Below are 21,048 nucleotides of genomic sequence, written 5' to 3' on the forward strand. Positions count from 1 at the left end.
AAATGCTCAAGAAGGTCATGAACCTCGGCCGGATGTTGGCCGACGTCGCGCGGCGGCACCCGGACGAACCCGGTCTGATCGTCGGCGACAACGTCACGACGTGGGGCGAGATCGATGCCCGCGTGAACGCTGCCGTCGACGCGCTGCGCAGGCTCGGCGTGAAGAAGGGCGACAAGTTGCTCGTGCATTCGCGTAACAACCTGCCGATATTCGAGAGTGCGTGGATCGCGTTTCGCCTCGGGGCCGTGTGGGTGCCGACGAACTTCCGCATCACCGCGCCCGAAGCGGCGTATCTGGGGCAGTCGAGCGGCGCTTGCGTGATGATTTACGACGCGGGTTTCGAAGGCCACGTCGATGCGGTACGTGCCGCGTCGCCGGCGTTGCGGCACGTCATCGCTCTCGGAGCACCGCGTGCGGGAGAGTTGCACTACGAGACGCTCGTTGCAGAACACATGGGTGCGCAGGGATACGAGGAAGAGGTGGAGTATGAAGATCCGCTGTGGTTCTTCTACACCTCGGGCACGACCGGCCATCCGAAGGCGGGCGTGCTCTCGCACGGGCAGATGGCGTTCGTCGTTACCAACCATCTGGCCGATCTGATGCCTGGCATCACGTATCGCAGCCGCTCGATGGTCGTCGCCCCCCTGTCGCATGGCGCGGGTATTCACGCCATCGTCAACACGGCGCGCGGGGCGGCCAGCGTGTTGCTGCCGGGCGAAAAGATGGACGCGGAGCAGGTCTGGCAGGCGGTCGAGCGTCACCGGGTCGACAACATGTTCACGGTGCCGACTATCGTCAAGATGCTCGTGGAAGATCCGGCCGTGGATCGCTACGACCATAGCTCGCTGCGTTTCGTGATCTATGCGGGTGCGCCGATGTACCGCGCCGATCAGAAGTACGCGTTGCAGAAGCTGGGCCGCGTGCTGGTGCAGTACTACGGGCTGGGCGAGGTGACGGGCAACATCACGGTGTTGCCGCCGTGGTTGCACAGCGATGACGACGATGCGCCGGATGCGCGCGTGGGCACGTGCGGCGTGCCGCGCACCGGTATGGAGGTGGCGATTCTGGATGAGCAAGGGCAGCGTCAACCGGCGTTCGGGTCGGGCGAGATCTGCGTGCGCGGCCCGGCCGTCTTCATGGGCTATCACAACAATCCGGACGCCAACGCCAAGGCGTTCAAGGACGACTGGTTCCACACCGGCGATCTCGGTCATGTCGATGCGCAGGGGTTCCTGTACATCACAGGCCGGGCGTCGGACATGTACATCTCGGGCGGCTCGAACGTCTATCCGCGCGAGATCGAGGAAGCGCTGCTCACGCATCCGTGCGTGTCGGAGTGCGCGGTGCTCGGCGTGCCCGACCCCAAATGGGGCGAGAGCGGGCTCGCGGTGGTGGTCGCCCGGGAGGGCATGGCCGCACAGGCCGATGAACTGCTCGGACATCTCGAAGCGCGTATTGCCCGCTACAAGTGGCCGCGTCGCTTCGTGTTCTGGAGTGCCATGCCCAAATCGGGCTACGGCAAGATCGTGAAGAAGCAAATCAAGACGATGCTCGAAGAGCAAGGAGACTATCGACTATGAAACCTGCGCTTTCACGGGTCTTTCAACATGCAGGCGCCCCCACGTTACCCCGTGTGGAAGACTGCGTGTTGAGCGGGCAGCACGAACTGCGCGTGACGATCCGGACTGGTGCCAATCTCGGCGAGGCTTTGCGCGCGGCGTTATCCCGCTATGCGTACGGCGGCGGCGTCGGGCGTTTCTGTGCGGGGACCGCGAGAGGTTTGCGGTACCACATGATCGAGAACACGACGGATGCGGATCGTCCCTTCGGCTATGGTGAGCCGGTCGACGAGATGCGCGAGGTCGATTTGATCGGCGGCGCGATTACCGTGGGCCGAACGGCCGACGGCGCGACGCTGATGCATTGCCATGCGGGCTTCTCCGATCCGTCGGGCGAGCTGCATGGTGGGCATCTGATTCTCGATCACACGTGGGCCGGAGACGAGCCGGTGGTGATTCGTCTGTGTCTCTTTGCGCATGGCGGCTACGTGACAGGGGACGACGAGGAGACGCGGTTTCATCTGTTGCGTCCGGTGGCGGGAGAACTGTCATGAGCGTCGCGCTGGATGTTCCGGTCGCCATCGAGAATGGCACGTTGGGCAGGTTGGTGGTGGCGCGTCTGAAGCCGAATCAGGATCTGACGGAAAGCATCGAGGCGCTGTGCGCCGAGCATGCGATTGCGCGCGCGATCGTGCGTGGCGCGGTCGGGAGTCTGATCGATGCGAGGCTGGCGTTTCGCGCCGGCGACGGCTGGCGCGAGCAAGTGGTGAACGGTCCCGGGGTAGAGATCCTTAACGTGTTCGGTGAGGTCGATGCAAGGGCCGGTGCCGCCAACGCCATGCCGATGCTGCACGGCATGGTGGCGGACACGAACGGTCGCATGTTCGCGGGACGCTTCGTGCGCGGCGGCAATCTCTCGTTCATCACTATCGAGGTGACGTTGCAGGAGTGGTTGCCGGCGTAATCGACTAAGCGACGGCGACAGAAAGCGAAAGGGGGACGCATTTGATGCGTCCCCCTTTTCTTGTCGTGATCGACCGATGCCGCTGCCGTTATGCAGTGGTCGGCTGCACCAGTCCGTCTTCACGGAACATGTGTTTGATACCCCGTACCGCCTGACGAATGCGCGACTCGTTTTCGATCAGCGCGAAGCGCACGTATTCGTCGCCATACTCACCGAAGCCGATGCCCGGCGAGACCGACACCTTCGCCTGCGCGAGTAGCTTTTTGGCGAATTCCAGCGAGCCGAGCGCGCGATATTGTTCGGGAATGCGCGCCCAGATGTACATCGACGCCTTCGGCAGATCGACCGCCCAGCCCGCTTCCGTCAGTCCCTTGTAGAGCACGTCGCGGCGGCGCTGATACTGTTCGCGAATTTCCTCGACGCACGTCTGATCGCCTTCGAGTGCGGCAATGGCGGCGACCTGAACCGGCGTGAATGTGCCGTAGTCGTGATAGCTCTTGATGCGCGCGAGCGCTGCGACAAGCTCAGCGTTACCGACCATGAAGCCGATACGCCAGCCCGCCATGTTGTAGCTCTTGGACAGTGTGAAGAATTCGACGGCGACGTCCTGCGCGCCGGGCACCTGCATGATCGACGGTGCTTTGTAGCCGTCGTACACGATGTCGGCATAGGCCAGATCGTGCACCACGAGAATGTCGTGCTTGCGGGCGAGGTCGACGACGCGTTCGAAGAATTCCAGCTCGACGCATTGCGCCGTGGGGTTCGACGGGAAGCCGAGGATCACCATCTTCGGCTTCGGATGGCTTTCGCGAATGCCGCGTTCGAGTTCGGTGAAGAAGTCGATGCCGGGCGTCATCGGCACGGAGCGGATGTTCGCACCGGCGATGACCGCGCCGTAGATGTGAATCGGGTAGGACGGATTCGGCACGAGCACCGTGTCGCCCTGATCCAGCGTGGCGAGCATCAGGTGGGCGAGGCCTTCCTTCGAACCGATGGTGACGATGGCTTCGCGCTCCGGGTCGAGTTCGACGTCGTAGCGATCTTTGTACCAGTGCGTGATGGCGCGACGCAGACGCGGAATGCCGCGCGAGGTCGAATAGCCGTGGGTATCGGGACGCTGTGCGACTTCGACGAGCTTGCTGACGATATGCGGCGGCGTGGCCCCATCGGGATTGCCCATCGACAGATCGATGATGTCCTCGCCACGACGGCGTGCGGCCATCTTCAGTTCGGCGGTGATGTTGAAAACGTACGGGGGAAGACGATTGATGCGCGCAAAGCTGCGCGAGCCCTGAGAGCTGGACATGTTGAACCCTGGAACGTAAGCGCCCGGAACCGTCCGAGCGACGCCGGTGTGCTGGCCACACCGTGACGGCGACTGTAGCGCGGCGTCGTGCGCTTTGGCAAGAAATTCTTGAAAGCGATTTTTTCGATGGGGGCATACCATCGTTCGCGAGGTGTGGTGGTCATGGGCGGCGCAGCGCAAGGGCGTCGGTTAAGATGGGCGGCCTTGAACCGGGCAGCGCGAAAGCGAAAGGAGTGTCGATGGCGTATGTGTACCTGTTGGTGGCGATCGTGGCGGAAGTGATTGCGACGTCGGCATTGAAGGCCTCAGATGGATTCTCGCGTGTCGGTCCGGTAGCCTTGGTCGTCGTTGGGTACGGCATCGCGTTTTACATGCTGTCGCTCACGCTGCGCACGATCCCCGTGGGCATTGCGTACGCGATGTGGTCGGGGCTGGGCATCGTGCTCATCTCGATTGCGTCGCGCGTGCTCTTCGGGCAAAAGCTCGATGCACCGGCATTGCTCGGCATGGCGTTGATCATCGCCGGGGTGCTGGTGATGAATCTCTGGTCGAAGTCGTCGGCGCATTGAGACGGTTGATACGCTGCGCTGCGGGATCAGCGATGACCTTCGGCTTCGGCAAGCACGGCCTTGAGCGCGCCGATACAGCTGTCGATTTCCGCGCGTTCGATGACGAGCGGCGGCGCGAGGCGCAGCACCGTCGAGCGCGTTTCTTTGGCGAGCACACGGCGTCGCAGCATCCGCATCGACAGATCGTGGGCGTCGGCCCGAGCCGGATCGATTTCGATGCCGGCCCACAGACCGCGTCCGCGCACTTCCCGAATCAACGGCGAATGAATCGCGTGCAAGCGCGACAGCAGGTATTCGCCCATCTCCGCACTTCTGCCCGGCAGGTCTTCGTCGGCCATGACGTCGAGCGCTTCGAGCGCGACGGTGGCTGCCAGCGGGTTGCCGCCGAAGGTCGATCCGTGACTGCCTGGCTCGAACAGGTCGATGACGTCGTGCCGCGCGACGAAGGCGGACACGGGCAGCAGACCGCCACCTAAGGCTTTGCCGAGCATGATGCCGTCCGGCACGATGCCTTCGTGCTGATAGGCAAACCAGCGGCCGGTACGTCCCAGACCCGATTGAATTTCGTCGAGCAGCATAAGGATGTTCTGTTCAGTGCACAGTTGCCGTAGTCCGCGAAGAAACCCGTCTGGCGGGATGACGATGCCGCCTTCGCCCTGAATCGTTTCGAACAGGACGGCGCAGGTGTTGGGGGTGATGGCGGCGCGTACGGCGTCGATGTCGCCAAAGGGCACGCGGATGAAGCCGGGCGCGAACGGCCCGAAGTCGGCGCGATAGGCGAGCTCGGAAGAAAAGCCGACGATGGTGGTGGTGCGTCCGTGGAAATTGCCGTCGGCGACGATGATTTCGGCGCGCTCGGCAGGAATCCGCTTGACGCTGTAACCCCAGCGTCGCGCCGCCTTGATGGCGGTTTCGACGGCTTCCGCGCCGGTGTTCATCGGCAGGGCGCCACCGAGCGTGGTGAGATCGCAGAGACGTTCGAGAAAAGCGCCGAGACGGTCGGTGTAGAAGGCGCGGGAGACGACGGCGAGGCGTTGGGCCTGCGCGGTGAGCGCGGCGACGAGACGCGGATGCGCGTGCCCGTGACTGACGGCGGAATAGGCGCTCATCATGTCGAGATAGCGGTTGCCCTCGACGTCCCAGACCCAGACGCCCTTCGCATGCGAGAGCACGACGGGCAGGGGTGAGTAGTTGTGCGCACCAAAGCGTTGTTCGCGTTCGATCTCGTTCATGAGCGCGTTCCTCCACACCTGAAGTCTAGATGCGAACGCGATGGCACGCAAAGGGGACAAGTCCCGAAGCGCCGCGCATGATACTGGCTTGTACGTGCGCTATAATCGCCGATTACTCGGATGTGGCGCACGTTTCATTCACGTGCACCCAGCCCTCCGAGTCTCTCCGGCAGCGATATCCGATCGCCGCCATCACGCACTGCCCATAGCTCAGTTGGATAGAGCATCGGCCTTCTAAGCCGACGGTCGGGGGTTCGAATCCCTCTGGGCAGGCCAGCAAGCTTGGCGTGTTTCAATCTGGCCGAAGTCCGGCCTGTCGCTTATTCCCAGTGCTGCCATGGTCTGACGAGTCGGCCCTCGCACGTATTTCGGCAATGCCTGCCCCCACGTACCGCACTGCGCTTACAAACGCGTCCAGCGCCGGCGTCTGATTTGTCTCCGCGCGCGTCACAAGACCCACAGCCGGCATGGGCCATTCTCCCGGTGCGTTCAGGATAGCGATGACGCCAAGCCGCTGATATTGGACGGCAATCGGCCGAGGAAGAAAGGCGAGCCAATCGGTGTCTTGCAGCATTTGCAGATTCGCAAGCACCGAGACACATTCCACCTTGGGTATGGGGACAGTCGTCAGATGGTCGGCGAAAAATTGCCGAATCGACGTCCGTAACGGTGCGTCGCCACCCGGGAATATCCAGTCGGCAGAGGCGAGCATCGCCGGTGTGATCTTCTTTCGTCGAGCCAGAGGATGATGATGGCGAGCGACGATACAAACGCTCTCCTCGAACAGCGCCTCCCGGGAAAAATGAGCCGCCGCAGTCGCGTCGCCCAGTCGACAGACGACGCAGTCGAGCTTGCCCTGCGCCAGTCCGCCGAGCATCCAGTCGATCGACCCTTCATGAAACTCCGCCACGACGCCGGGTGCATCCTTCGATAAGTGCGTCAGCACGTTGCTCAGAAAATCGGGAATCGCGACCGGCATGATGCCGACGCGAACCTTTCCGAGAGCACCGTTGGCGATCAGCTCAAGATCGCTGCCGAGCTTTTGCATCTCGGTCAACATGATCCGCGCACGATCGATAACGATCTGGGTCGCAGCGGTGGGCCTGAGTCCTCGTGGATGACGATCGAACAATCGCGTGCCGAACAGCGTCTCCAACTCGCGAAGCGATTTGCTCGCGGCCGGCTGTGTCATGTGAAGACGCGCAGCCGCGCGGTGAATGCTGAGCGTATCCGCCAGCGCGACAAGCAATGCCAGATGCCGTGCCCTCAGGCGGGCGAGGAGGTGTCGTTCTATGACTCGTGGCATGGAATACCCTGATATCGCGAAGTTATCAGTCCCCAAAAAGAAAGCATTACTGACGTGCGGGAGGGTCGTGCAATTCTACATGCGCAAGTGGTTCGATAAATCAAAACAACCGGAGACCCCATATGCAGAAGATGCTACGAAAGTGTGGTGTGATTTTGGCGCTTCTGAGCGCCGTAGGGAGTGCCCCCGCGAGTGCGGAGACGATGCGCGTCACGCTTCTCGGCACCGGCACACCGATACTGAACATCAACCGCTTCGGCATCAGCGTGCTTGTAGAGGCGGGCACACAAAAGCTGTTGTTCGATGCTGGCCGGGGCGTCGCGATGCGCCTGCATCAGCGGCAGGTTCCATTGCGTGACATCTCCGCCGTCTTTATTAGTTTGTTGAATTCAGACCATATCACCGGGCTGCCGGACCTTTATGCGACCGCGCCGCTTCCGACCGATGACGGACGCCTCAAAACGCCGATGACCCTGTTCGGCCCGGATGGCATCGACAATGTGGCTCGCGGCATCGAGCTGATGTTCAAGGACCAGAACCGGATGCGAATGCTGGAAGGCGAAGTGGTCGAGCCGGCGACGCATATCCACGCAAAGCGAGTCGAGCCCGGGATCGTCTATGAGAAGGAGGGTGTGAGGGTTTCGGCCTTCCTAATCGAGCACGGTCATGTCAAACCGGATTTCGGTTACCGCATCGAATACGGTGGACACGCCATTGTCATTACCGACGACACGACTTACTCCGAAAACCTCGTCGCACATTCGAAGCATGCCGATCTCATGGTTCAGAGCGTCGCGATCGGCAGTCGCGCACTCGAGCGAGCCGCACCGGACTACGTCAATCACTTTTACGGATATCTCGCCAGCCCGGAGAGTGCGGGTCGCATTCTTTCGGAAGCCAAACCTAAGCTGGCGGTGTTTGCCCACATCTCGCTTTACAGCCGTTCAGACATACCGCGAGCCACCGTGGATGAGTTGCGTGAGCGCGTTCAGGCGGCTTATCCCGGCAATTTCGTCATTGGCGAAGACTTGATGACCTTTGACATCAATGACCACGGCGTCACACGGGCCCCGTATTCGCCGGAAGTCAGACAACAGGAGCCGAGGACCTGAGTGCGTGGCTAAGCAACGGGTTGCTGCCCAAACAACTCCGCGACGCTCTGCCGTATCCACCGGCAGGCAGGGTTCTGATGAAAGCGGGCGTGCCAGTACTGCATGATCGTGAAGGAGGGCAGGCTTACCGGCATGGGCAGCACGCGAAGCGCATTGCGCCGTTGCAGCACGTCGGCAAGCAATCGCGGAACGGTGGCCAGCAAGTCGCTGCTCGTCAGAATCTCACCGATCCCGAGATAGCTCGGAATGCGCAAATGGACCCGTCGCAGCGGCGCTTCGGTCTCGAGCATTCGAATGACTGCGGCGAAGCCGCTGCCTGCAACCTTCACTTCCAGATGGGCTTCGCTCAGATAGCGCTTGAGCGTCAGGCGCGAATCGATCCTCGGATGGTTGTCGCGTAGCAGGCAAACCACATGATCGTCGAACAGCTTCTGTTGATAGAAACCCGCTTCGATTTGCGGCATGTAACCGATGATCAGATCGACTTCGCCGCTTTCCAGTTGCGCCGCAGTTTCCGTGGAAATATGCGTCGTCTCGATGCGCACGTTCGGGGCCTCGGCGCGCACTTTCGCGAGAATTTGCGGCAGCAGCACGACCTGACTGATGTCCGTCATCGCGATGTTGAATACGCGTTGCGACGACAGCGGATCGAACACGGCCTGAAGCGACAACGTGTGCTGCAACAGCCGTAACAACTCGCGTATCGGCGTGATGAGCGCTTCCGCATGTGGTGTCGGCCGCATCCCGCCACCGATCCGCACGAACAGCGGATCGTTGAATCGCGTTCGCAATTTGGCCAGCCCCACGCTCAGCGTTGGCTGACTCAATTCGAGTTTTTCCGCCGCACGCGACACGCTTCCCGTGGCGTAGATCTCGGCAAAGATCTGGAGCAATTTCAGATCGAATTCATTCATGCCACACCCCATCGTTTGGCTTCCGGCATTGACGTCCCCCGGCGCTCGATTCCGTTTTCTCAGGAAAGCGAGGATGTCATATCGCCCGTTTTTTCGCCGTTTTCATGCATCGGCCGAACTCCGTCGAATCGCGGCGAATCCACGTGGGGCCAAGCCGGGCGGCCTCTATTAGGTTTCGTAATAGAACGTATTGAATCCGATTTATGGACCTTGCGTCGGTCAGCGTCTACCGTAGTCCCATAAACGCATATCCACGCGGTCGAAGGTCTCCCATGAGGTCAATCGTCCCCAAAGCGGCACCGATAGCCGTCATTAAATAATTCAAATACTGAATAATCAGGAGACATGCAATTGGAAACTTCGCTAACCCGGAAGCAGGAGGGGCACTGCCCACTCCCGAGAGCGCATTCGGCGAAGGGCGCGCGCGTGGTGCTGGCGTCGTCCTTCGGCGCGTTGCTCGAATGGTACGACCTGTATATCTACGCCGCACTCGCCAGCACCTTCGCCCATCTGTTTTTCCCGCCGGGCAATCCGACGGCGGCGGCCTTGTCGAGTCTGGCGGTGTTCGGGGCCGCTTTTGTGCTGCGGCCCATCGGCGCAATTGTCTTCGGATACATCGGCGATCGGGTCGGACGCAAACGCACCTTCGGCATGACCATCGTGCTGATCGGCGGTGCAACGCTGGGGATCGGCTTGTTGCCGACGTATGCCCACATCGGCATTCTCGCGCCGACGCTCCTCGTCGTGCTGCGACTGCTTCAGGGCCTCGCGCTCGGCGGTGAGGTCGGAGGCGCGGCGACCTATCTGACGGAACATGCGGATCAGCGGCGTCGCGGCTTCATGAGCAGCTTCCTGCAAGTGACCGCGACCGGCGGTCTGGTGCTGTCGATTGCCGTAGTGACCGTGACGCGGGCCTGCATGAGTACCGCTGCGTTCGAAACGTGGGGCTGGCGCGTGCCTTTCCTCGTCTCGCTGATCCTGCTGTTCATCGCGATCAAGCTGCGCGCAGGCCTCGGCGAATCGCCCGTCTTCGAACAGTACAAAGCCGAAGGCAAGCTCGCGCGCAATCCCATCGCGGCAAGCTTTCTCGACCGCAAGAATCTGAAGAACGTGTTTGTGCTGCTGTTCAGCGCGGCCTCGGGTGTTGGCGTGTTGTATGGCACGGCGCACTTCTACTCGTTCTACTTCGTCGGCACCGTCCTCAAGGTCGATCCGGAGACGACGAATCTGCTGATGGTGATGTCGCTGCTGGCGGCCGCGCCTTTCTACTTCGTTTCCGGCTGGATGTCGGACCGGTTCGGACGCAAATGGGTCATGGTGCTGGCGTGCCTCGCGGCGGCGCTGACCATTCAGCCGGCATTCAAAGCGCTAACCCATTTCGCTAATCCCGGGCTGGAAACGTTCCTCGCCAACACGAAAGTCGAAGTCTCCGCCAATAACTGCAAGTTCCATCTGTTCTCCGCGCCTGCGTCCGACTGCGACAAGGTGCGCGACTTTCTGAGCGCCTCCGGGGTGTCGTACACGATGACACCGGCCACGAGCGACAGCGTCGTCACCCGCATCGGGTCGCAACGTATCGACAATTTCGACGTGCCGGCGCTTAAATCTGCACTGGAAAGCGCCGGTTGGCAGGCGCACGCAGACGAGCGGCAAATCAACAAGCCGATGGTGTTCCTGATTCTCTGGTACCTCATCGTGCTGCTGGCGATGGTGTACGGCCCGATTGTCGCGTTCATGGTCGAGCTGTTCCCCGCGAACGTTCGCTACACGTCGCTCTCGTTGCCGTATCACATCGGGTCCGGCTGGTTCGGCGGCATGCTCCCGTTCGTGGTCTCGGCGATGAATCTCTCGTTGGGGAATGTCTACGGCGGGCTGTGGTATCCGGTGGGTGTCGCGGCGCTCTCGTTCGTCGTCGGCGCATGCTTTATGACCGAGACGCGCCACAACAAGATCGACTGATGCGATCGGTCCAATTGACGAACGTACGAACGCATTGAGCTCTTTTATTCAGGAATGATCATGAAGCGTATTTTGATTGTCGGTGGGGGATTTGCCGGGCTTTGGAGCGCGTTGGGCGCGGCACGCAAGCTCGATGAAGCGCAGGCGACGTCGGACGTCGAAGTGGTGCTGGTGAATCCCACGGCGCATCACAGCATCCGTGTGCGCAATTACGAGGACGACCTCGACGTAACGCTCGTCCCGCTGGTCGAAGTGCTGGAGCCGGCCGGCGTGCGCTGGATTCGTGGCACCGCAACGCACATCGATGCCGCCGCCAAGACGGTGACGGTCGATACCGACGGCAAAGCGACTTCCGTTGCGTACGACAAGCTCGTGCTCGCGTCGGGCAGCCACCTGGCCTATGCGCCCGTCGAAGGTCTGGCGGCGCACGCTTTCGATGTGGATACGTACGAGGGGGCGCGACGGCTGGAGCAACATCTGGAGACCGTCGTGCAGGAAGACGGCGGGGGCAAGCGCACTGTGATCGTGATCGGCGCGGGCCTGACCGGCGTCGAACTCGCCGCAGAACTGCCGAGCCGCTTGCGCGCGCTCGTTGCAGCACAGGGTGGCGGCGTCGACCAGCCGGCACCGCGCGTGGTGCTTGTCGACCGGACCTCGCTGATCGCGTCGGCCATGGGCGGTGCGCAGCCTGTCATCGAGCAGGCGATGACCGAAATGGGCGTGGAGATGATGCCCGGCGTCGATATCAAACGCGTCGACAGCACCGGCATCACGCTGGCCGACGGCACACATATCGAGGCTGCAACGGTGGTCTGGTGCGGCGGCATGCGGGCAAGCCCGCTGGCGGAATGTTTCCCGGTCGAGCGCGACGCGTTGGGGCGTTTGCCGGTCGACAAGCACATGCAGGTGGCCGGTGTCGCGAACGTCTTCGCGGCGGGCGACATCGCGCGTGCGCTATTCGAAGACGGCAAGCACGCATCCGTCATGTCGTGCCAGCACGGGCGGCCGATGGGGCGCTACGCCGGGCACAACGTGGCCGCCGACTTGCTCGGCCTGCCGATGCTGCCGCTCGACATCGACTGGTACACGACGATTGTCGATCTCGGCCCGTGGGGGGCGGTCTACACCGAAGGCTGGGACCGTAAGCTCGCGGCGCAGGGACAGCTCGCGAAAAAAGTCAAAAAAGTCATCAATTGCGAGCGGATCTATCCGCCCCGGACGGGCGTTCGAGCCGACCTTTTCAAGGCGGCCGAGCCATCCGTTCAGGCCCCGCCACCCATCGGCAAACAGACGTCGGCCGGGGACAGCGCGGAAGGGTGACGACGACGCGCTGCGTCTTCGTTTCCCCGTGAGTCGCGCGCTGCTATTGGATCCAGTCGTCTGAACGGCGACACGGACATCCGGCAGCGCGCTTCCTAGAGCAGAGACCGTCGGCGTCACATAGGGCGTCGACAAGGAAATTCCGGCAAAGGTGCGGAGGTATCGACACGCCTGCCCGGAGGCCGGCGCTCGTCTTTCGATCTGCCGAGCGACACACATCACAACGCACATAACAAAGATAAATCCGGTTTGGAGACAACCATGATTTCGAAGACTCATCAGCAGATGTTGCGGGGTGCGCTCGGCGGCGCACTACTCTGGAGTTGCGGTGCTCACGCCACCAGCTACATGAATCTCTACGGCGTTTTCGACACGGGCATCGAGTACGTGTCACACGCCTCCACGAGCGGTGGACTGTTCCGCGTGCCCAGCCTGACGGGGGAGGTACCCTCGCGATGGGGAATGCGCGGCGTGGAGGATCTCGGCGGCAATCTCAGCGCGGTCTTCACGCTCGAGAGTGGCTTCAACCCGAATAACGGCACGTTGGGACAGGGCGGCCGGTTGTTCGGACGTCAGGCGTTCGTCGGCTTGCAGTCGGACTACGGTCTGGTGTCGTTCGGCCGCCAGTACAACATGACCACCTGGGCGCTGGCGGACGCGAACGTGCTCGGCCCCAACATCTACAGCATCAGCTCGCTCGATCCCTACCTTGCTGTGGCGCGCAGCGACAACACGGTCGCTTACAAGGGGACGTTTCGCGGGCTGACCGTCGGTGCGACGTATTCCTTCGGGCGCGACGCCGGGGGCACCGGCAACACGCCGGGGCAAGGCACTTGCTTCGGCAGTATCCCCGGCCATACGTCGACGTGCAGTCAGTGGACGGCGATGCTCAAGTACGACGCAGCGCACTTCGGTTTGGCGTTCGCCTACGACGTCCAGCATGGCGGTCCGGGTGCTGCCGTCAGCTACTTCGACGGGACACCTTCGACGCCCCTGACCGGCGAGATGGACAAGGACGTGCACACCACCGTGAACGGCTACGCCACGTGGGGCGCGCTGAAGATCGGCGGCGGATGGATCGGGCGCTACGTGACGACCGAGGGCGGTGCGCCGGAAGGCCGTTACGACATGTTCTTCGCGAACGCGAGCTACACCTTCACGCCCGCATTTCAGGTCGACGGGCAGCTCGTCCGGATCGTCAATACCCATCAGAACACGCGCGCGACGCTGGCGGTGTTGCGTGGGACTTATTCGCTCTCGAAGCGCACGGCCGTCTATTTGCAAAGCGGCTATCTGATTAACAGCGCTCACGCCAGCTACACGGTGAGCGTGGGCGGCGGCGGAACGACCCCGCCACAGGGCGCGACCCAGCTCGGCGTGATGGCAGGCATGAAGACAAGTTTCTAAGCAGGAGGCAACGATGACTGAAAAGGACAAAGGGCGGCGTGTGCTGATCGTGGGCGGCGGCATCGGCGGGCTTGCGGCCGCGCTGGCGCTCGCGCGTCAGGGGATTCGGGTGCAGTTGCTGGAGCAAGCGGCAGAAATCAAGGAAATCGGTGCTGGGATTCAGCTCGCGGCGAACGCATTCAACGCACTGGATGCGCTTGGCGTCGGCGAAGCGGCGCGCCGACGCGCCGTGTTCACGGATCACATGACGATGTTCGACGCCATCGACGCGAAAGAGGTCGTGCGCATCAACGTCGGCGCACCGTATCGCGCGCGCTTTGGCAATCCTTACGCGGTGATCCATCGCGCGGACATTCATCTGTCGATTCTCGAAGCCGTGCAGGACGATCCGCTGATCCAGTTCCACACCAACACGCATGTATGTGAGTTGGCGCAAGACGCGAGCGGGGGGACGGTGACCGATCAGCATGGCGAGCGATATCGCGCCGATGCTGTGATCGGCTGCGATGGCGTGAAGTCGACCGTACGTCAGGTGCTCATCGGCGATGACGTGCGTGTGACGGGGCATGTCGTCTATCGCGCCGTCGTCGATGTCGAAAACATGCCAGAAGACTTGCAGATCAATGCGCCCGTCGTCTGGGCGGGGCCGCATTGTCACCTCGTTCACTATCCGCTGCGTGGCGGACAGCAGTACAACCTCGTCGTGACGTTCCATAGTCGCGAGCAGGAGGAATGGGGCGTGCGTGAGGGCAGCAAAGCGGAGGTGCTGTCGTACTTCGAGGGCATTCATGCGCTGCCGCGACAGATGCTGGATCGTCCGACCTCATGGAAGCGATGGGCGACGGCCGATCGCGACCCGGTCGAGCGCTGGAGCTACGGGCGTGCGACATTGTTGGGCGACGCCGCGCATCCGATGACGCAATACGTCGCGCAGGGGGCGTGTCAGGCGCTGGAAGATGCTGTGACGTTAGGCGCAGCCGTTGCCGCGACCGACGGCGATTTCGAGCGCGCCTTCCAGTGTTATGAGGCCGCCCGAATTCCCCGCACGGCACGCGTGCTCTACTCGGCACGCGAGATGGGACGGATCTATCACGCCAAAGGCGTTGAGCGGCTGGTACGCAATTCGCTGTGGAAGGGACGCACCGACGAAGGATTTTACGACGCGCTGGATTGGCTGCACGGCTGGCGTGCGGAGGACTGCCTTAAGTCTTGATGCCCTTGCCACGCGGAGTCACTGCGCTTGACGTTGCCGCTGCCGCCGTAGCGGCTTCACTCAGCCTCTCGCGCAACCAGACCATGCCCGGATCGTTGTGATTGCGCGGATGCCATGCCGCGCTCAGCGTGAAGCCGGGGAGAGGGAACGGGAGCGCGAAGGCGTCCAGACGGTCGGCATATCGCGACACCAGTTGTGCGGGCATTGTGCAGACGTAGTCGCTGTGGCTCAGCAGCTCCGGCACCACGGTGAACGCCTGAACCGAGACGGCGACGTCGCGTGAGCGGCCGAGCGACTGAAGGTGCTCGTCCACGAACCCCATGAAGCTCCCGCCGCTCGTCGACACGAGCACGTGTCGTAACGCGCAGTAAGCACTCAGCGTGAGCTTGCGGGTGCCGCGAGGATGCGACTTGCGCTGTGCCATCACGAACGTCTCGTCCACGAGCTTTCGTGCGCGCATGGTCGGCGGGACCATGCGCTCGGAGCCGATCAGCAAGTCGACTTCGCCGGATTCGAGTTGCGCCGCGATCTCCATCGCGCGCGCGTGAACGAAGGCAATCTGCACCCCTTTTCCCGTCACGGAGGGCAGCGCCTCCAGCAACGCCATGCCGATCGTCGAGGTCGCGTTATCGCTCGCTGCAATGACGAAGCGGCGCTCGTCGGTCATCGGATCGAACGCTGGCGACTGACGCACGACGGTAGCCAGATCGCTTAACGCCGCGCGCAGCGGTGTGAGCAATGCCAGGGCACGGGCTGTGGCAATCATGCCGCGCCCGGTGTCGGCCGGGATCAGCAGCGGATCGCCGAACAGGCGTCGCAGTCGCGCCAACTGGGCCGACACGGCGGGCTGCGACAGCCCGAGCCGCTCGGCCGCGTGCGTGACGTTCCGGTCCGCGAGCAGCGCGTCGAGCGTCACCAGCAGATTCAGGTCCACCCCCTTGAAATCGACCACGGTTATGCCTCGTATGTTTGCCATCTATTTCAAACATACGTCCGGAGCGCCTAGAGTGCAAGGCATGTCATCTCAACCCGGAGTGTCGATCATGAAAGCCTGGATTCTCGAACGTGTCGGACAACCCCTCGTGCTGCGCGACGTCGATACCCCCGACGTGCGCCCCGGTGCCGTGCTCGTGCGCATGGAAGCGGTCCCGCTGCTGAGCTACACGCGTGCCTATCTGAACGGTGAATTGCCGTATCAATACCCGGAAGGGCCGTTCACACCGGGGACGAACGGCGTCGGCACCATCGTGGCGACGGGCGCCGGGGTGCATCACTTTTGTGCCGGTCAGCGTGTCGCGGTCAATCCGTATCTGACGAGCACCGAAAACGTCGACTCGCCCGCGGAAGTCCTGATCGGGCTGACGGGCATCAGCGACGACAGCGCGCCGCTGCTGCAAGACTTTCCGCACGGCACGTTGCGTGAGATTGCCGAGTTTCCTGCATCCGCACTGGTGAGTCTGGCAGGGCTGGAACACGTCCCGTCGGAACGGCTGGCCACGCTTTCCAAATTCGCCGTACCGATGGGCGGTCTGCGTCGTGGGCGTCTGGTGGCGGGTGAGACGGTGGTCGTGAACGGCGCGACGGGGGCCTTCGGTTCGGCCGCCGTACTGGCTGCGCTTGCCATGGGCGCGTCGAGCGTCATCGCGCTGGGACGCCGCATCGAGCCGCTTGAGTCGCTCGCCCGACTCGGCGGGGAGCGGGTGCGTCCGGTGGTGTTGTCCGGCGACGCAGTGCGCGATGCTGCGGCGATCCGATCGGTCGGGCCTTCGGGTGTCGATCTGGCGTTCGATATGGTGGGGCAGGCGACGGACCCGTCCAGCACGCTGTCCGCGCTGCGAAGCCTCAAACGTCGTGGCCGCATGGTGCTGATGGGCAGCATGAACGTGCCCTTGCCGCTGCCCTATGGTGAGATGTTGCGCAACAGCTGGGAGGTGATGGGGCACTTCATGTACGCGCCGTCCGACTATCGCGCGCTGGTGTCCATGGTGCGTGCGAACCAGCTCTCGCTTGAGACGATCGGCGTTAAAACCTTCCCGTTCGATCACATCGAAGCGGCTATCGACGCCGCAGGCGCACAGGCGGGACTGGACGCCACGGTGGTCTCGTTTGCCCAGGCCTGAGCGGGGGAATTTTTGCCTGTCACCACACCGAGTGCGATGCGTGGTGACGTTGGCGGGGAGCTACGCCGCGACGTAAGTCGGGCCGTCCCAGCCATCGAGATACTTCGGCAAGTCGTCGACGACATCCACCACGCGCTCACGGTAGAACAGGTGCATTGTCGGCGCGAGTGCGGCGTCGAGTTTGCCGCCGGTCGCGCGGGCGGTGATCGCGTTCGGCACCACGCGCATGCCCAGGCGATTGGTGCCGAAGACGACTTCGCCACAGACGTCGCAGAACGTCTTCGTCATCTGCTTTTCAGGATGTTTGAACGTGCTTCCAGCGCGCTCGCCAACGGTGACCGCCTCAGACGCCCACGCTGTCGCGGAAAAGACCGACGTGCCGTAAAAGTCCCGGCATGACGAACAGTGACAGTTCGCCCGCGCGGCGGGACTGCCATGCAAATCCAGGGACATCGTTCCGCATAAACACTTGACGTTCAGTGACATGAGTCTCTCGCTAAGCGTGCCGTCGATCGGCGTCGCGCGAGAGTCTAGCATTGGTCATCGCGGGGGGGCGCTCTCACCTTGCCGTATCATGACGGCCTCTCTCTCGAAAAAGTCCTGAAATGCAAGTCCTCGTCGATGCCGACGCCTGCCCCGCAGTCATTAAGGATATTCTGTTCCGCGCGGCCAAGCGCGAAGAAATGATGGTGACGCTGGTGGCGAATCAGTTTCTGCGCACGCCACCGTCGCCGTTCGTCAAATCGATTCAGGTGCCGCCGGGGTTCGACGTGGCGGACGCGCGTATCGTCGAGATGGTCGAAGACGGGGATCTGGTGATTACCGCAGATATCCCGCTCGCGGCGGCGGTCATCGAGAAGGGAGGGAAAGCGCTTGATCCACGCGGGAGCTGGTTCACGTCGGAAAACATCAAAGAGCGCCTGTCCGTGCGCGACATGATGGACCAGTTGCGCGCCGCCGGGATCGAGACCGGTGGCCCTGCCCCGTTTAGTCCGCGCGACAGCAAGGTGTTTGCCGGTGAACTGGACCGCTTTCTGGCCCGTCAGCGCAAAGCACCTCGTTAAGTCGCGTCAGGCTTCTGCGCGAGGCCCGCGCGCCTTCAGCGCCACCAGCATCTCCACGATATCGCTCGGCAGCTTGCGTTCGCGCGCGATGTCCACGCAATCTCGGCCACGGACGTCGGCGATCGTTGGGTCTGCGCCTGCGTCGATCAGCAGACGCAGCGTGGCGAGCCGTTGCAGTCGTGCCGCGTAGAACATCGGCGTTTCGCCGTGGGCGCGCAGATTGAGCACCGGCCGGTGGGCGAGGAGAGCGCGGCACATGGCATCGTCGTCGCGCCACACGGCCGCCCACAGCGAATAGCTCGGGTTCGCGCCACGACGCAGCAGGAACTCCACGAGCGGACGGTTTTCGCCGCGCGCCACGGCGTACCAGAGCGCCGTGGCCTGAAAATCGCCCTCGTCCTCATCCATCGGGACGACCTGCTCCAGCACCGCCCCCGCTTCCAGCAACGTCTCGGCCGTCTTCAGACCGTTCGGCTCCAGCAGTCCTGCCGTCTCCGAGGGGCGGATCGAACAGGCCAGATGCAGCGCAGTCCGATGCTTCGGGTCCGAGGCGGAAATGAGGTCCGGGGCCTCGGACAGCAAGCCCGCTACCGTGCCGCAATCCCACTTCCGTGCTGCATTGAATAGCGCTGTTTTCGAGGGTTTCGCCATCGGGGGCTCTCCTTGAGGGCGTCCTGCGACGCCCGGGTCTATGACCGTGACCCAGGGTATCGCTGCTGTATGTGCGTAGTGTGGCAATCGGCAATACTGCGAGCCGCGCTTGCCTCGCAGTATGCCTGCACAATCAGAAGAACATTTCCAGGTTGACCCCGACGTGCGTTCGCGAACCGACGTCGCCACCTGCTACGCCGTTGACGAATGCCGAAACCTTGGCCTTTTTCGTCATCAGGTAGCCCACTCGCGCCCCATATTCCAGCCAGTTCAGACGGCTTGAGACCTGCGGCGTGAGGCTGCCGATGCCGCCGACATTCAACTGCGAGCCGTCTCGATAATTGAAGCCGTGCGCCCACGCGCCCCAGAGCGCCGCATCGATGCTCGACGTGAAGGCATGTACCCACTTCTCGCGGATCTTCAGGACATTCATGGTCGACGACGATGCGCCCATGCTGGCTTCGAACGGGTTGCCCGGCGAAAGCACCTCGCTATACGTCGACGTGCGCATGACCTGACGTCCGAGTTCGATCGACTGGCTGAACTGATCGCTGTCGGTCGCATCGATGCGCATGCCGAGACGGGCAAAGCCATAGGCCTGCCGTCCGGACGCATTGGCGCTGCCTGTCGCGGTGCCCGCTCCGTTCGCGTAGTTGCGCGAGAAGCGGTAATTGCTGTCCGGCGAGTAGAAGCCGCCGATCTCGCCGAACCAGCCGAAGCGCTCACCAAGCCGGTGCTCGTAACGTAGCTTGAGCGCTGCCGTGAAAGCTCCCTTCATCTGCGTGTCGCCGTAGGTTTCCGACGCGTAACCCACGCCGGCGACGATCTCGAACGGCGCGAGATTCAGATGCCCGGTGATCCCTGCGGCGAGCGAGCCGACAGCGCCAAACGCGGCGACACCGCCCGTCGGTCCCGAAGCGCCGGACGTGCCGGAGGCCGAGGACATCTGGCCTTCGCCCAACATCTGATCGGCGAAACCATGCATCTGCCCCATGACGCCCTGACGCGCCCGGCCCATCTGATCGGCCGACGCCTGCACCGATGCGGGGGTGGTGATACCGGCGATCACCGGCGGCGGAGTGGTGGTGCCGGGCGACGTGCCGGGGGAGGTACCGCCATCGGGCTTGGTGGAGGGCGTCTCCGGGGTTGCAGGGTCCGGATCGGGTTTCGGCAACACCGTCGCATCGAGATAGCGAATGACGTACACCTGAGGAGTGCTATTCGGCCCGGAGCGGAAACCGTCTCCCGCGATGTACTGCCCGTTGGCCGAAAGACCCGAGACAGTGCTCAGCGATATGCCGCTCGTGGAGACCCCGGCATTGGAGAGCAGCGTGAGCAGATCCTGCATGCCGGTGGCGTTTGTCCACCGGAACATGCGCATTTCACCTTGCGCTGTGTAGGATCCCCCCACGACGACGGCGCCGTTGGCGCTGACGAGGGTTGCGACGGATAGCGGGCCGCCCAACGTTCCAAGATCGACCAGGCCGGTTGCGCTTGTCCAGCGAAATGCCCGTTGAGCGTTGCTTGCGGTGTTGGCCATGCCAGCCACGACGTTGCCGTCCGCACTCACGGCTTTCGCGTTGGAAAGGGTGCCACCGAGCGTCCCCAAGTCCTGCATGCCCGTGGGCGCGGTCCAGCGGAATGCGTGTATCACCGAGGCGTCGGTGGCCGACGCGCCGGACCAGCCGACTACAACGCTGCCGTTGGCGTTCGCGGAGATCGCATAGGAGGCGTCGCCGCCGAGCGTGCCAAGATTGGTCATGCCGCTGGCCGCCGTCCAGCGAAACGCGCGCTGTTCGGACATTCCCTTCGCCAGCGAGCCGCCCACGACGGTGGTGCCGTCTGCGCTTACGCCAAAGGCGTTCGACGAGACGCCACTACCAAGGGAGCCGAGATTCTGCGTGCCGCCGTCTGCCGTCCAGCGAAAGGCGTAGCTCGTGTTGTAACCAGTGCGGACGTAGCCGACCACGACGCTGCCGTCGGCGTTCACTGCGGCGGCTTCGCCACCCACGTCACTGATGATTTGGACCCCCGTGGGGTTGGTCCAGCGAAAGGCGCGAAGGCCTGCTGGCGTGGTCAAAGTGCCGATCACGGTCGAGCCGTCCGCGCTCATACTCACGGAATTCGTGGCGTTCGCTTGTGGCAACGAGAAGAAGATGGGCGTTTCCGCGCTCACCGAATCTGCGGCGTAGGTGCTCGGGCTAAGGAGTGCGCTAGCCGCCAGGGCAACCAAAGAGCGGCGAGGGCGCGTGTGCGGGCGCGTAGGAAGGACGAAGGCCATCGTGAAGGATCGCGAAAAATCCCGATCTTCGACGAACCAATATTGGCCCGCCCCGCATGGCGTCCCGGAAA

The 21,048-nt window shown here is 62.9% G+C and carries 19 protein-coding genes and 1 tRNA gene; 12 read left to right on the plus strand and 8 right to left on the minus strand.

What is annotated here, in order from left to right:
• Positions 1-2 precede the first annotated feature (2 nt).
• From PAQ31011_RS14010 to PAQ31011_RS14020, 3 genes are read left to right on the plus strand one after another with little or no spacing between them, the layout of a single operon-like run.
• Positions 3-1,580 (plus strand): acyl-CoA synthetase, encoded by a 1,578-nt coding sequence (locus PAQ31011_RS14010; protein WP_150576364.1) that lies wholly within the window; start codon positions 3-5, stop codon positions 1,578-1,580.
• The gene (locus PAQ31011_RS14015; protein ID WP_246179552.1) at positions 1,577-2,113 is read left to right on the plus strand and encodes a PPC domain-containing DNA-binding protein; all 537 of its coding nucleotides are present in this window, start codon (positions 1,577-1,579) and stop codon (positions 2,111-2,113) included. Before PAQ31011_RS14010 ends, PAQ31011_RS14015 begins: the two co-directional genes overlap by 4 nt.
• Complete coding sequence (locus PAQ31011_RS14020; RefSeq protein WP_150576365.1) at positions 2,110-2,523, plus strand: PPC domain-containing DNA-binding protein; 414 nt, start codon at positions 2,110-2,112, stop codon at positions 2,521-2,523. Before PAQ31011_RS14015 ends, PAQ31011_RS14020 begins: the two co-directional genes overlap by 4 nt.
• An 88-nt stretch (positions 2,524-2,611) precedes the next feature.
• Here PAQ31011_RS14020 and alaC read toward each other — a convergent pair whose 3' ends face one another.
• The gene (gene alaC / locus PAQ31011_RS14025) at positions 2,612-3,829 is read right to left on the minus strand and encodes an alanine transaminase (protein ID WP_150576366.1); all 1,218 of its coding nucleotides are present in this window, start codon (positions 3,827-3,829) and stop codon (positions 2,612-2,614) included.
• Between the two features lie 239 nt (positions 3,830-4,068).
• On the opposite strand from alaC, the gene PAQ31011_RS14030 reads away from it, so the two are divergent.
• Complete coding sequence (locus PAQ31011_RS14030; RefSeq protein WP_046293992.1) at positions 4,069-4,398, plus strand: DMT family transporter; 330 nt, start codon at positions 4,069-4,071, stop codon at positions 4,396-4,398.
• Positions 4,399-4,424: 26 nt separating this feature from the next.
• On the opposite strand, the gene rocD is transcribed toward PAQ31011_RS14030, so the two are convergent.
• Positions 4,425-5,630 (minus strand): ornithine--oxo-acid transaminase, encoded by a 1,206-nt coding sequence (gene rocD, locus PAQ31011_RS14035; RefSeq protein ID WP_150576367.1) that lies wholly within the window; start codon positions 5,628-5,630, stop codon positions 4,425-4,427.
• A 199-nt stretch (positions 5,631-5,829) separates the two neighbouring features.
• Here rocD and PAQ31011_RS14040 point away from each other — a divergent pair.
• Positions 5,830-5,906 (plus strand) — tRNA-Arg (locus tag PAQ31011_RS14040).
• A 16-nt stretch (positions 5,907-5,922) separates the two neighbouring features.
• On the opposite strand, the gene PAQ31011_RS14045 is transcribed toward PAQ31011_RS14040, so the two are convergent.
• On the minus strand, positions 5,923-6,879 hold the full coding sequence (locus PAQ31011_RS14045; protein WP_174990104.1) for a LysR family transcriptional regulator: 957 nt from the start codon (positions 6,877-6,879) through the stop codon (positions 5,923-5,925).
• 179 nt (positions 6,880-7,058) lie between these two features.
• Here PAQ31011_RS14045 and PAQ31011_RS14050 point away from each other — a divergent pair, with 179 nt between their 5' ends.
• On the plus strand, positions 7,059-8,048 hold the full coding sequence (locus PAQ31011_RS14050) for an MBL fold metallo-hydrolase (RefSeq protein ID WP_150576369.1): 990 nt from the start codon (positions 7,059-7,061) through the stop codon (positions 8,046-8,048).
• An 8-nt stretch (positions 8,049-8,056) separates the two neighbouring features.
• Here the strand turns inward: PAQ31011_RS14050 and PAQ31011_RS14055 are convergent, their stop codons facing one another.
• On the minus strand, positions 8,057-8,962 hold the full coding sequence (locus PAQ31011_RS14055; RefSeq protein WP_174990105.1) for a LysR family transcriptional regulator: 906 nt from the start codon (positions 8,960-8,962) through the stop codon (positions 8,057-8,059).
• 351 nt (positions 8,963-9,313) lie between these two features.
• Here PAQ31011_RS14055 and PAQ31011_RS14060 point away from each other — a divergent pair, with 351 nt between their 5' ends.
• The 4 genes from PAQ31011_RS14060 (at position 9,314) to PAQ31011_RS14075 (ending at position 14,861) form a co-directional block, all read left to right on the plus strand.
• The gene (locus tag PAQ31011_RS14060; RefSeq protein ID WP_246179553.1) at positions 9,314-10,921 is read left to right on the plus strand and encodes an MFS transporter; all 1,608 of its coding nucleotides are present in this window, start codon (positions 9,314-9,316) and stop codon (positions 10,919-10,921) included.
• A gap of 60 nt (positions 10,922-10,981) precedes the next feature.
• On the plus strand, positions 10,982-12,241 hold the full coding sequence (locus tag PAQ31011_RS14065) for an NAD(P)/FAD-dependent oxidoreductase (protein WP_150576372.1): 1,260 nt from the start codon (positions 10,982-10,984) through the stop codon (positions 12,239-12,241).
• Between the two features lie 261 nt (positions 12,242-12,502).
• Complete coding sequence (locus PAQ31011_RS14070; RefSeq protein WP_174990106.1) at positions 12,503-13,648, plus strand: porin; 1,146 nt, start codon at positions 12,503-12,505, stop codon at positions 13,646-13,648.
• A 13-nt stretch (positions 13,649-13,661) separates the two neighbouring features.
• Positions 13,662-14,861, plus strand: a complete 1,200-nt coding sequence (locus tag PAQ31011_RS14075) for a 3-hydroxybenzoate 6-monooxygenase (RefSeq protein ID WP_150576373.1) — start codon at positions 13,662-13,664, stop codon at positions 14,859-14,861.
• Here PAQ31011_RS14075 and PAQ31011_RS14080 read toward each other — a convergent pair.
• Positions 14,851-15,813, minus strand: a complete 963-nt coding sequence (locus tag PAQ31011_RS14080) for a LysR family transcriptional regulator (protein WP_246179555.1) — start codon at positions 15,811-15,813, stop codon at positions 14,851-14,853. The genes PAQ31011_RS14075 and PAQ31011_RS14080 overlap by 11 nt on opposite strands.
• 91 nt (positions 15,814-15,904) lie before the next feature.
• Between PAQ31011_RS14080 and PAQ31011_RS14085 the strand changes: the two genes are divergently transcribed.
• Entirely contained in the window at positions 15,905-16,981 is a 1,077-nt protein-coding gene (locus PAQ31011_RS14085; protein ID WP_150576375.1) for a zinc-binding dehydrogenase, read from the plus strand.
• 60 nt (positions 16,982-17,041) lie between these two features.
• Here the strand turns inward: PAQ31011_RS14085 and PAQ31011_RS14090 are convergent, their stop codons facing one another.
• Positions 17,042-17,467 carry a GFA family protein gene (locus PAQ31011_RS14090; RefSeq protein WP_150576376.1) on the minus strand — a complete coding sequence of 142 codons (426 nt, stop codon included), beginning with the start codon at positions 17,465-17,467 and terminating at the stop codon, positions 17,042-17,044.
• 119 nt (positions 17,468-17,586) lie between these two features.
• Between PAQ31011_RS14090 and PAQ31011_RS14095 the strand changes: the two genes are divergently transcribed.
• Positions 17,587-18,045 carry a YaiI/YqxD family protein gene (locus PAQ31011_RS14095; protein ID WP_150576377.1) on the plus strand — a complete coding sequence of 153 codons (459 nt, stop codon included), beginning with the start codon at positions 17,587-17,589 and terminating at the stop codon, positions 18,043-18,045.
• Between the two features lie 6 nt (positions 18,046-18,051).
• Here the strand turns inward: PAQ31011_RS14095 and PAQ31011_RS14100 are convergent, their stop codons facing one another.
• Positions 18,052-18,696, minus strand: coding sequence for an ankyrin repeat domain-containing protein (locus tag PAQ31011_RS14100; RefSeq protein WP_150576378.1), 645 nt, complete (start codon positions 18,694-18,696; stop codon positions 18,052-18,054).
• 133 nt (positions 18,697-18,829) lie between these two features.
• Positions 18,830-20,872 carry a hypothetical protein gene (locus PAQ31011_RS14105; RefSeq protein ID WP_174990107.1) on the minus strand — a complete coding sequence of 681 codons (2,043 nt, stop codon included), beginning with the start codon at positions 20,870-20,872 and terminating at the stop codon, positions 18,830-18,832.
• Between the last annotated feature and the right edge of the window lie 176 nt (positions 20,873-21,048).

It is taken from the genome of Pandoraea aquatica, from assembly GCF_902459565.1.
Taxonomy (GTDB): domain Bacteria; phylum Pseudomonadota; class Gammaproteobacteria; order Burkholderiales; family Burkholderiaceae; genus Pandoraea; species Pandoraea aquatica.

Excerpts from the sequence above, each read along its gene's own strand:
- PAQ31011_RS14010 (WP_150576364.1), top strand. The coding sequence starts at position 3 with ATGCTCAAGAAGGTCATGAACCTCGGCCGGATGTTGGCCGACGTCGCG.
- PAQ31011_RS14015 (WP_246179552.1), top strand. The coding sequence starts at position 1,577 with ATGAAACCTGCGCTTTCACGGGTCTTTCAACATGCAGGCGCCCCCACG.
- PAQ31011_RS14020 (WP_150576365.1), top strand. The coding sequence starts at position 2,110 with ATGAGCGTCGCGCTGGATGTTCCGGTCGCCATCGAGAATGGCACGTTG.
- alaC (WP_150576366.1), bottom strand. The coding sequence starts at position 3,829 with ATGTCCAGCTCTCAGGGCTCGCGCAGCTTTGCGCGCATCAATCGTCTT.
- PAQ31011_RS14030 (WP_046293992.1), top strand. The coding sequence starts at position 4,069 with ATGGCGTATGTGTACCTGTTGGTGGCGATCGTGGCGGAAGTGATTGCG.
- rocD (WP_150576367.1), bottom strand. The coding sequence starts at position 5,630 with ATGAACGAGATCGAACGCGAACAACGCTTTGGTGCGCACAACTACTCA.
- PAQ31011_RS14050 (WP_150576369.1), top strand. The coding sequence starts at position 7,059 with ATGCAGAAGATGCTACGAAAGTGTGGTGTGATTTTGGCGCTTCTGAGC.
- PAQ31011_RS14055 (WP_174990105.1), bottom strand. The coding sequence starts at position 8,962 with ATGAATGAATTCGATCTGAAATTGCTCCAGATCTTTGCCGAGATCTAC.
- PAQ31011_RS14065 (WP_150576372.1), top strand. The coding sequence starts at position 10,982 with ATGAAGCGTATTTTGATTGTCGGTGGGGGATTTGCCGGGCTTTGGAGC.
- PAQ31011_RS14070 (WP_174990106.1), top strand. The coding sequence starts at position 12,503 with ATGATTTCGAAGACTCATCAGCAGATGTTGCGGGGTGCGCTCGGCGGC.
- PAQ31011_RS14075 (WP_150576373.1), top strand. The coding sequence starts at position 13,662 with ATGACTGAAAAGGACAAAGGGCGGCGTGTGCTGATCGTGGGCGGCGGC.
- PAQ31011_RS14085 (WP_150576375.1), top strand. The coding sequence starts at position 15,905 with ATGAAAGCCTGGATTCTCGAACGTGTCGGACAACCCCTCGTGCTGCGC.
- PAQ31011_RS14090 (WP_150576376.1), bottom strand. The coding sequence starts at position 17,467 with ATGTCACTGAACGTCAAGTGTTTATGCGGAACGATGTCCCTGGATTTG.
- PAQ31011_RS14095 (WP_150576377.1), top strand. The coding sequence starts at position 17,587 with ATGCAAGTCCTCGTCGATGCCGACGCCTGCCCCGCAGTCATTAAGGAT.
- PAQ31011_RS14100 (WP_150576378.1), bottom strand. The coding sequence starts at position 18,696 with ATGGCGAAACCCTCGAAAACAGCGCTATTCAATGCAGCACGGAAGTGG.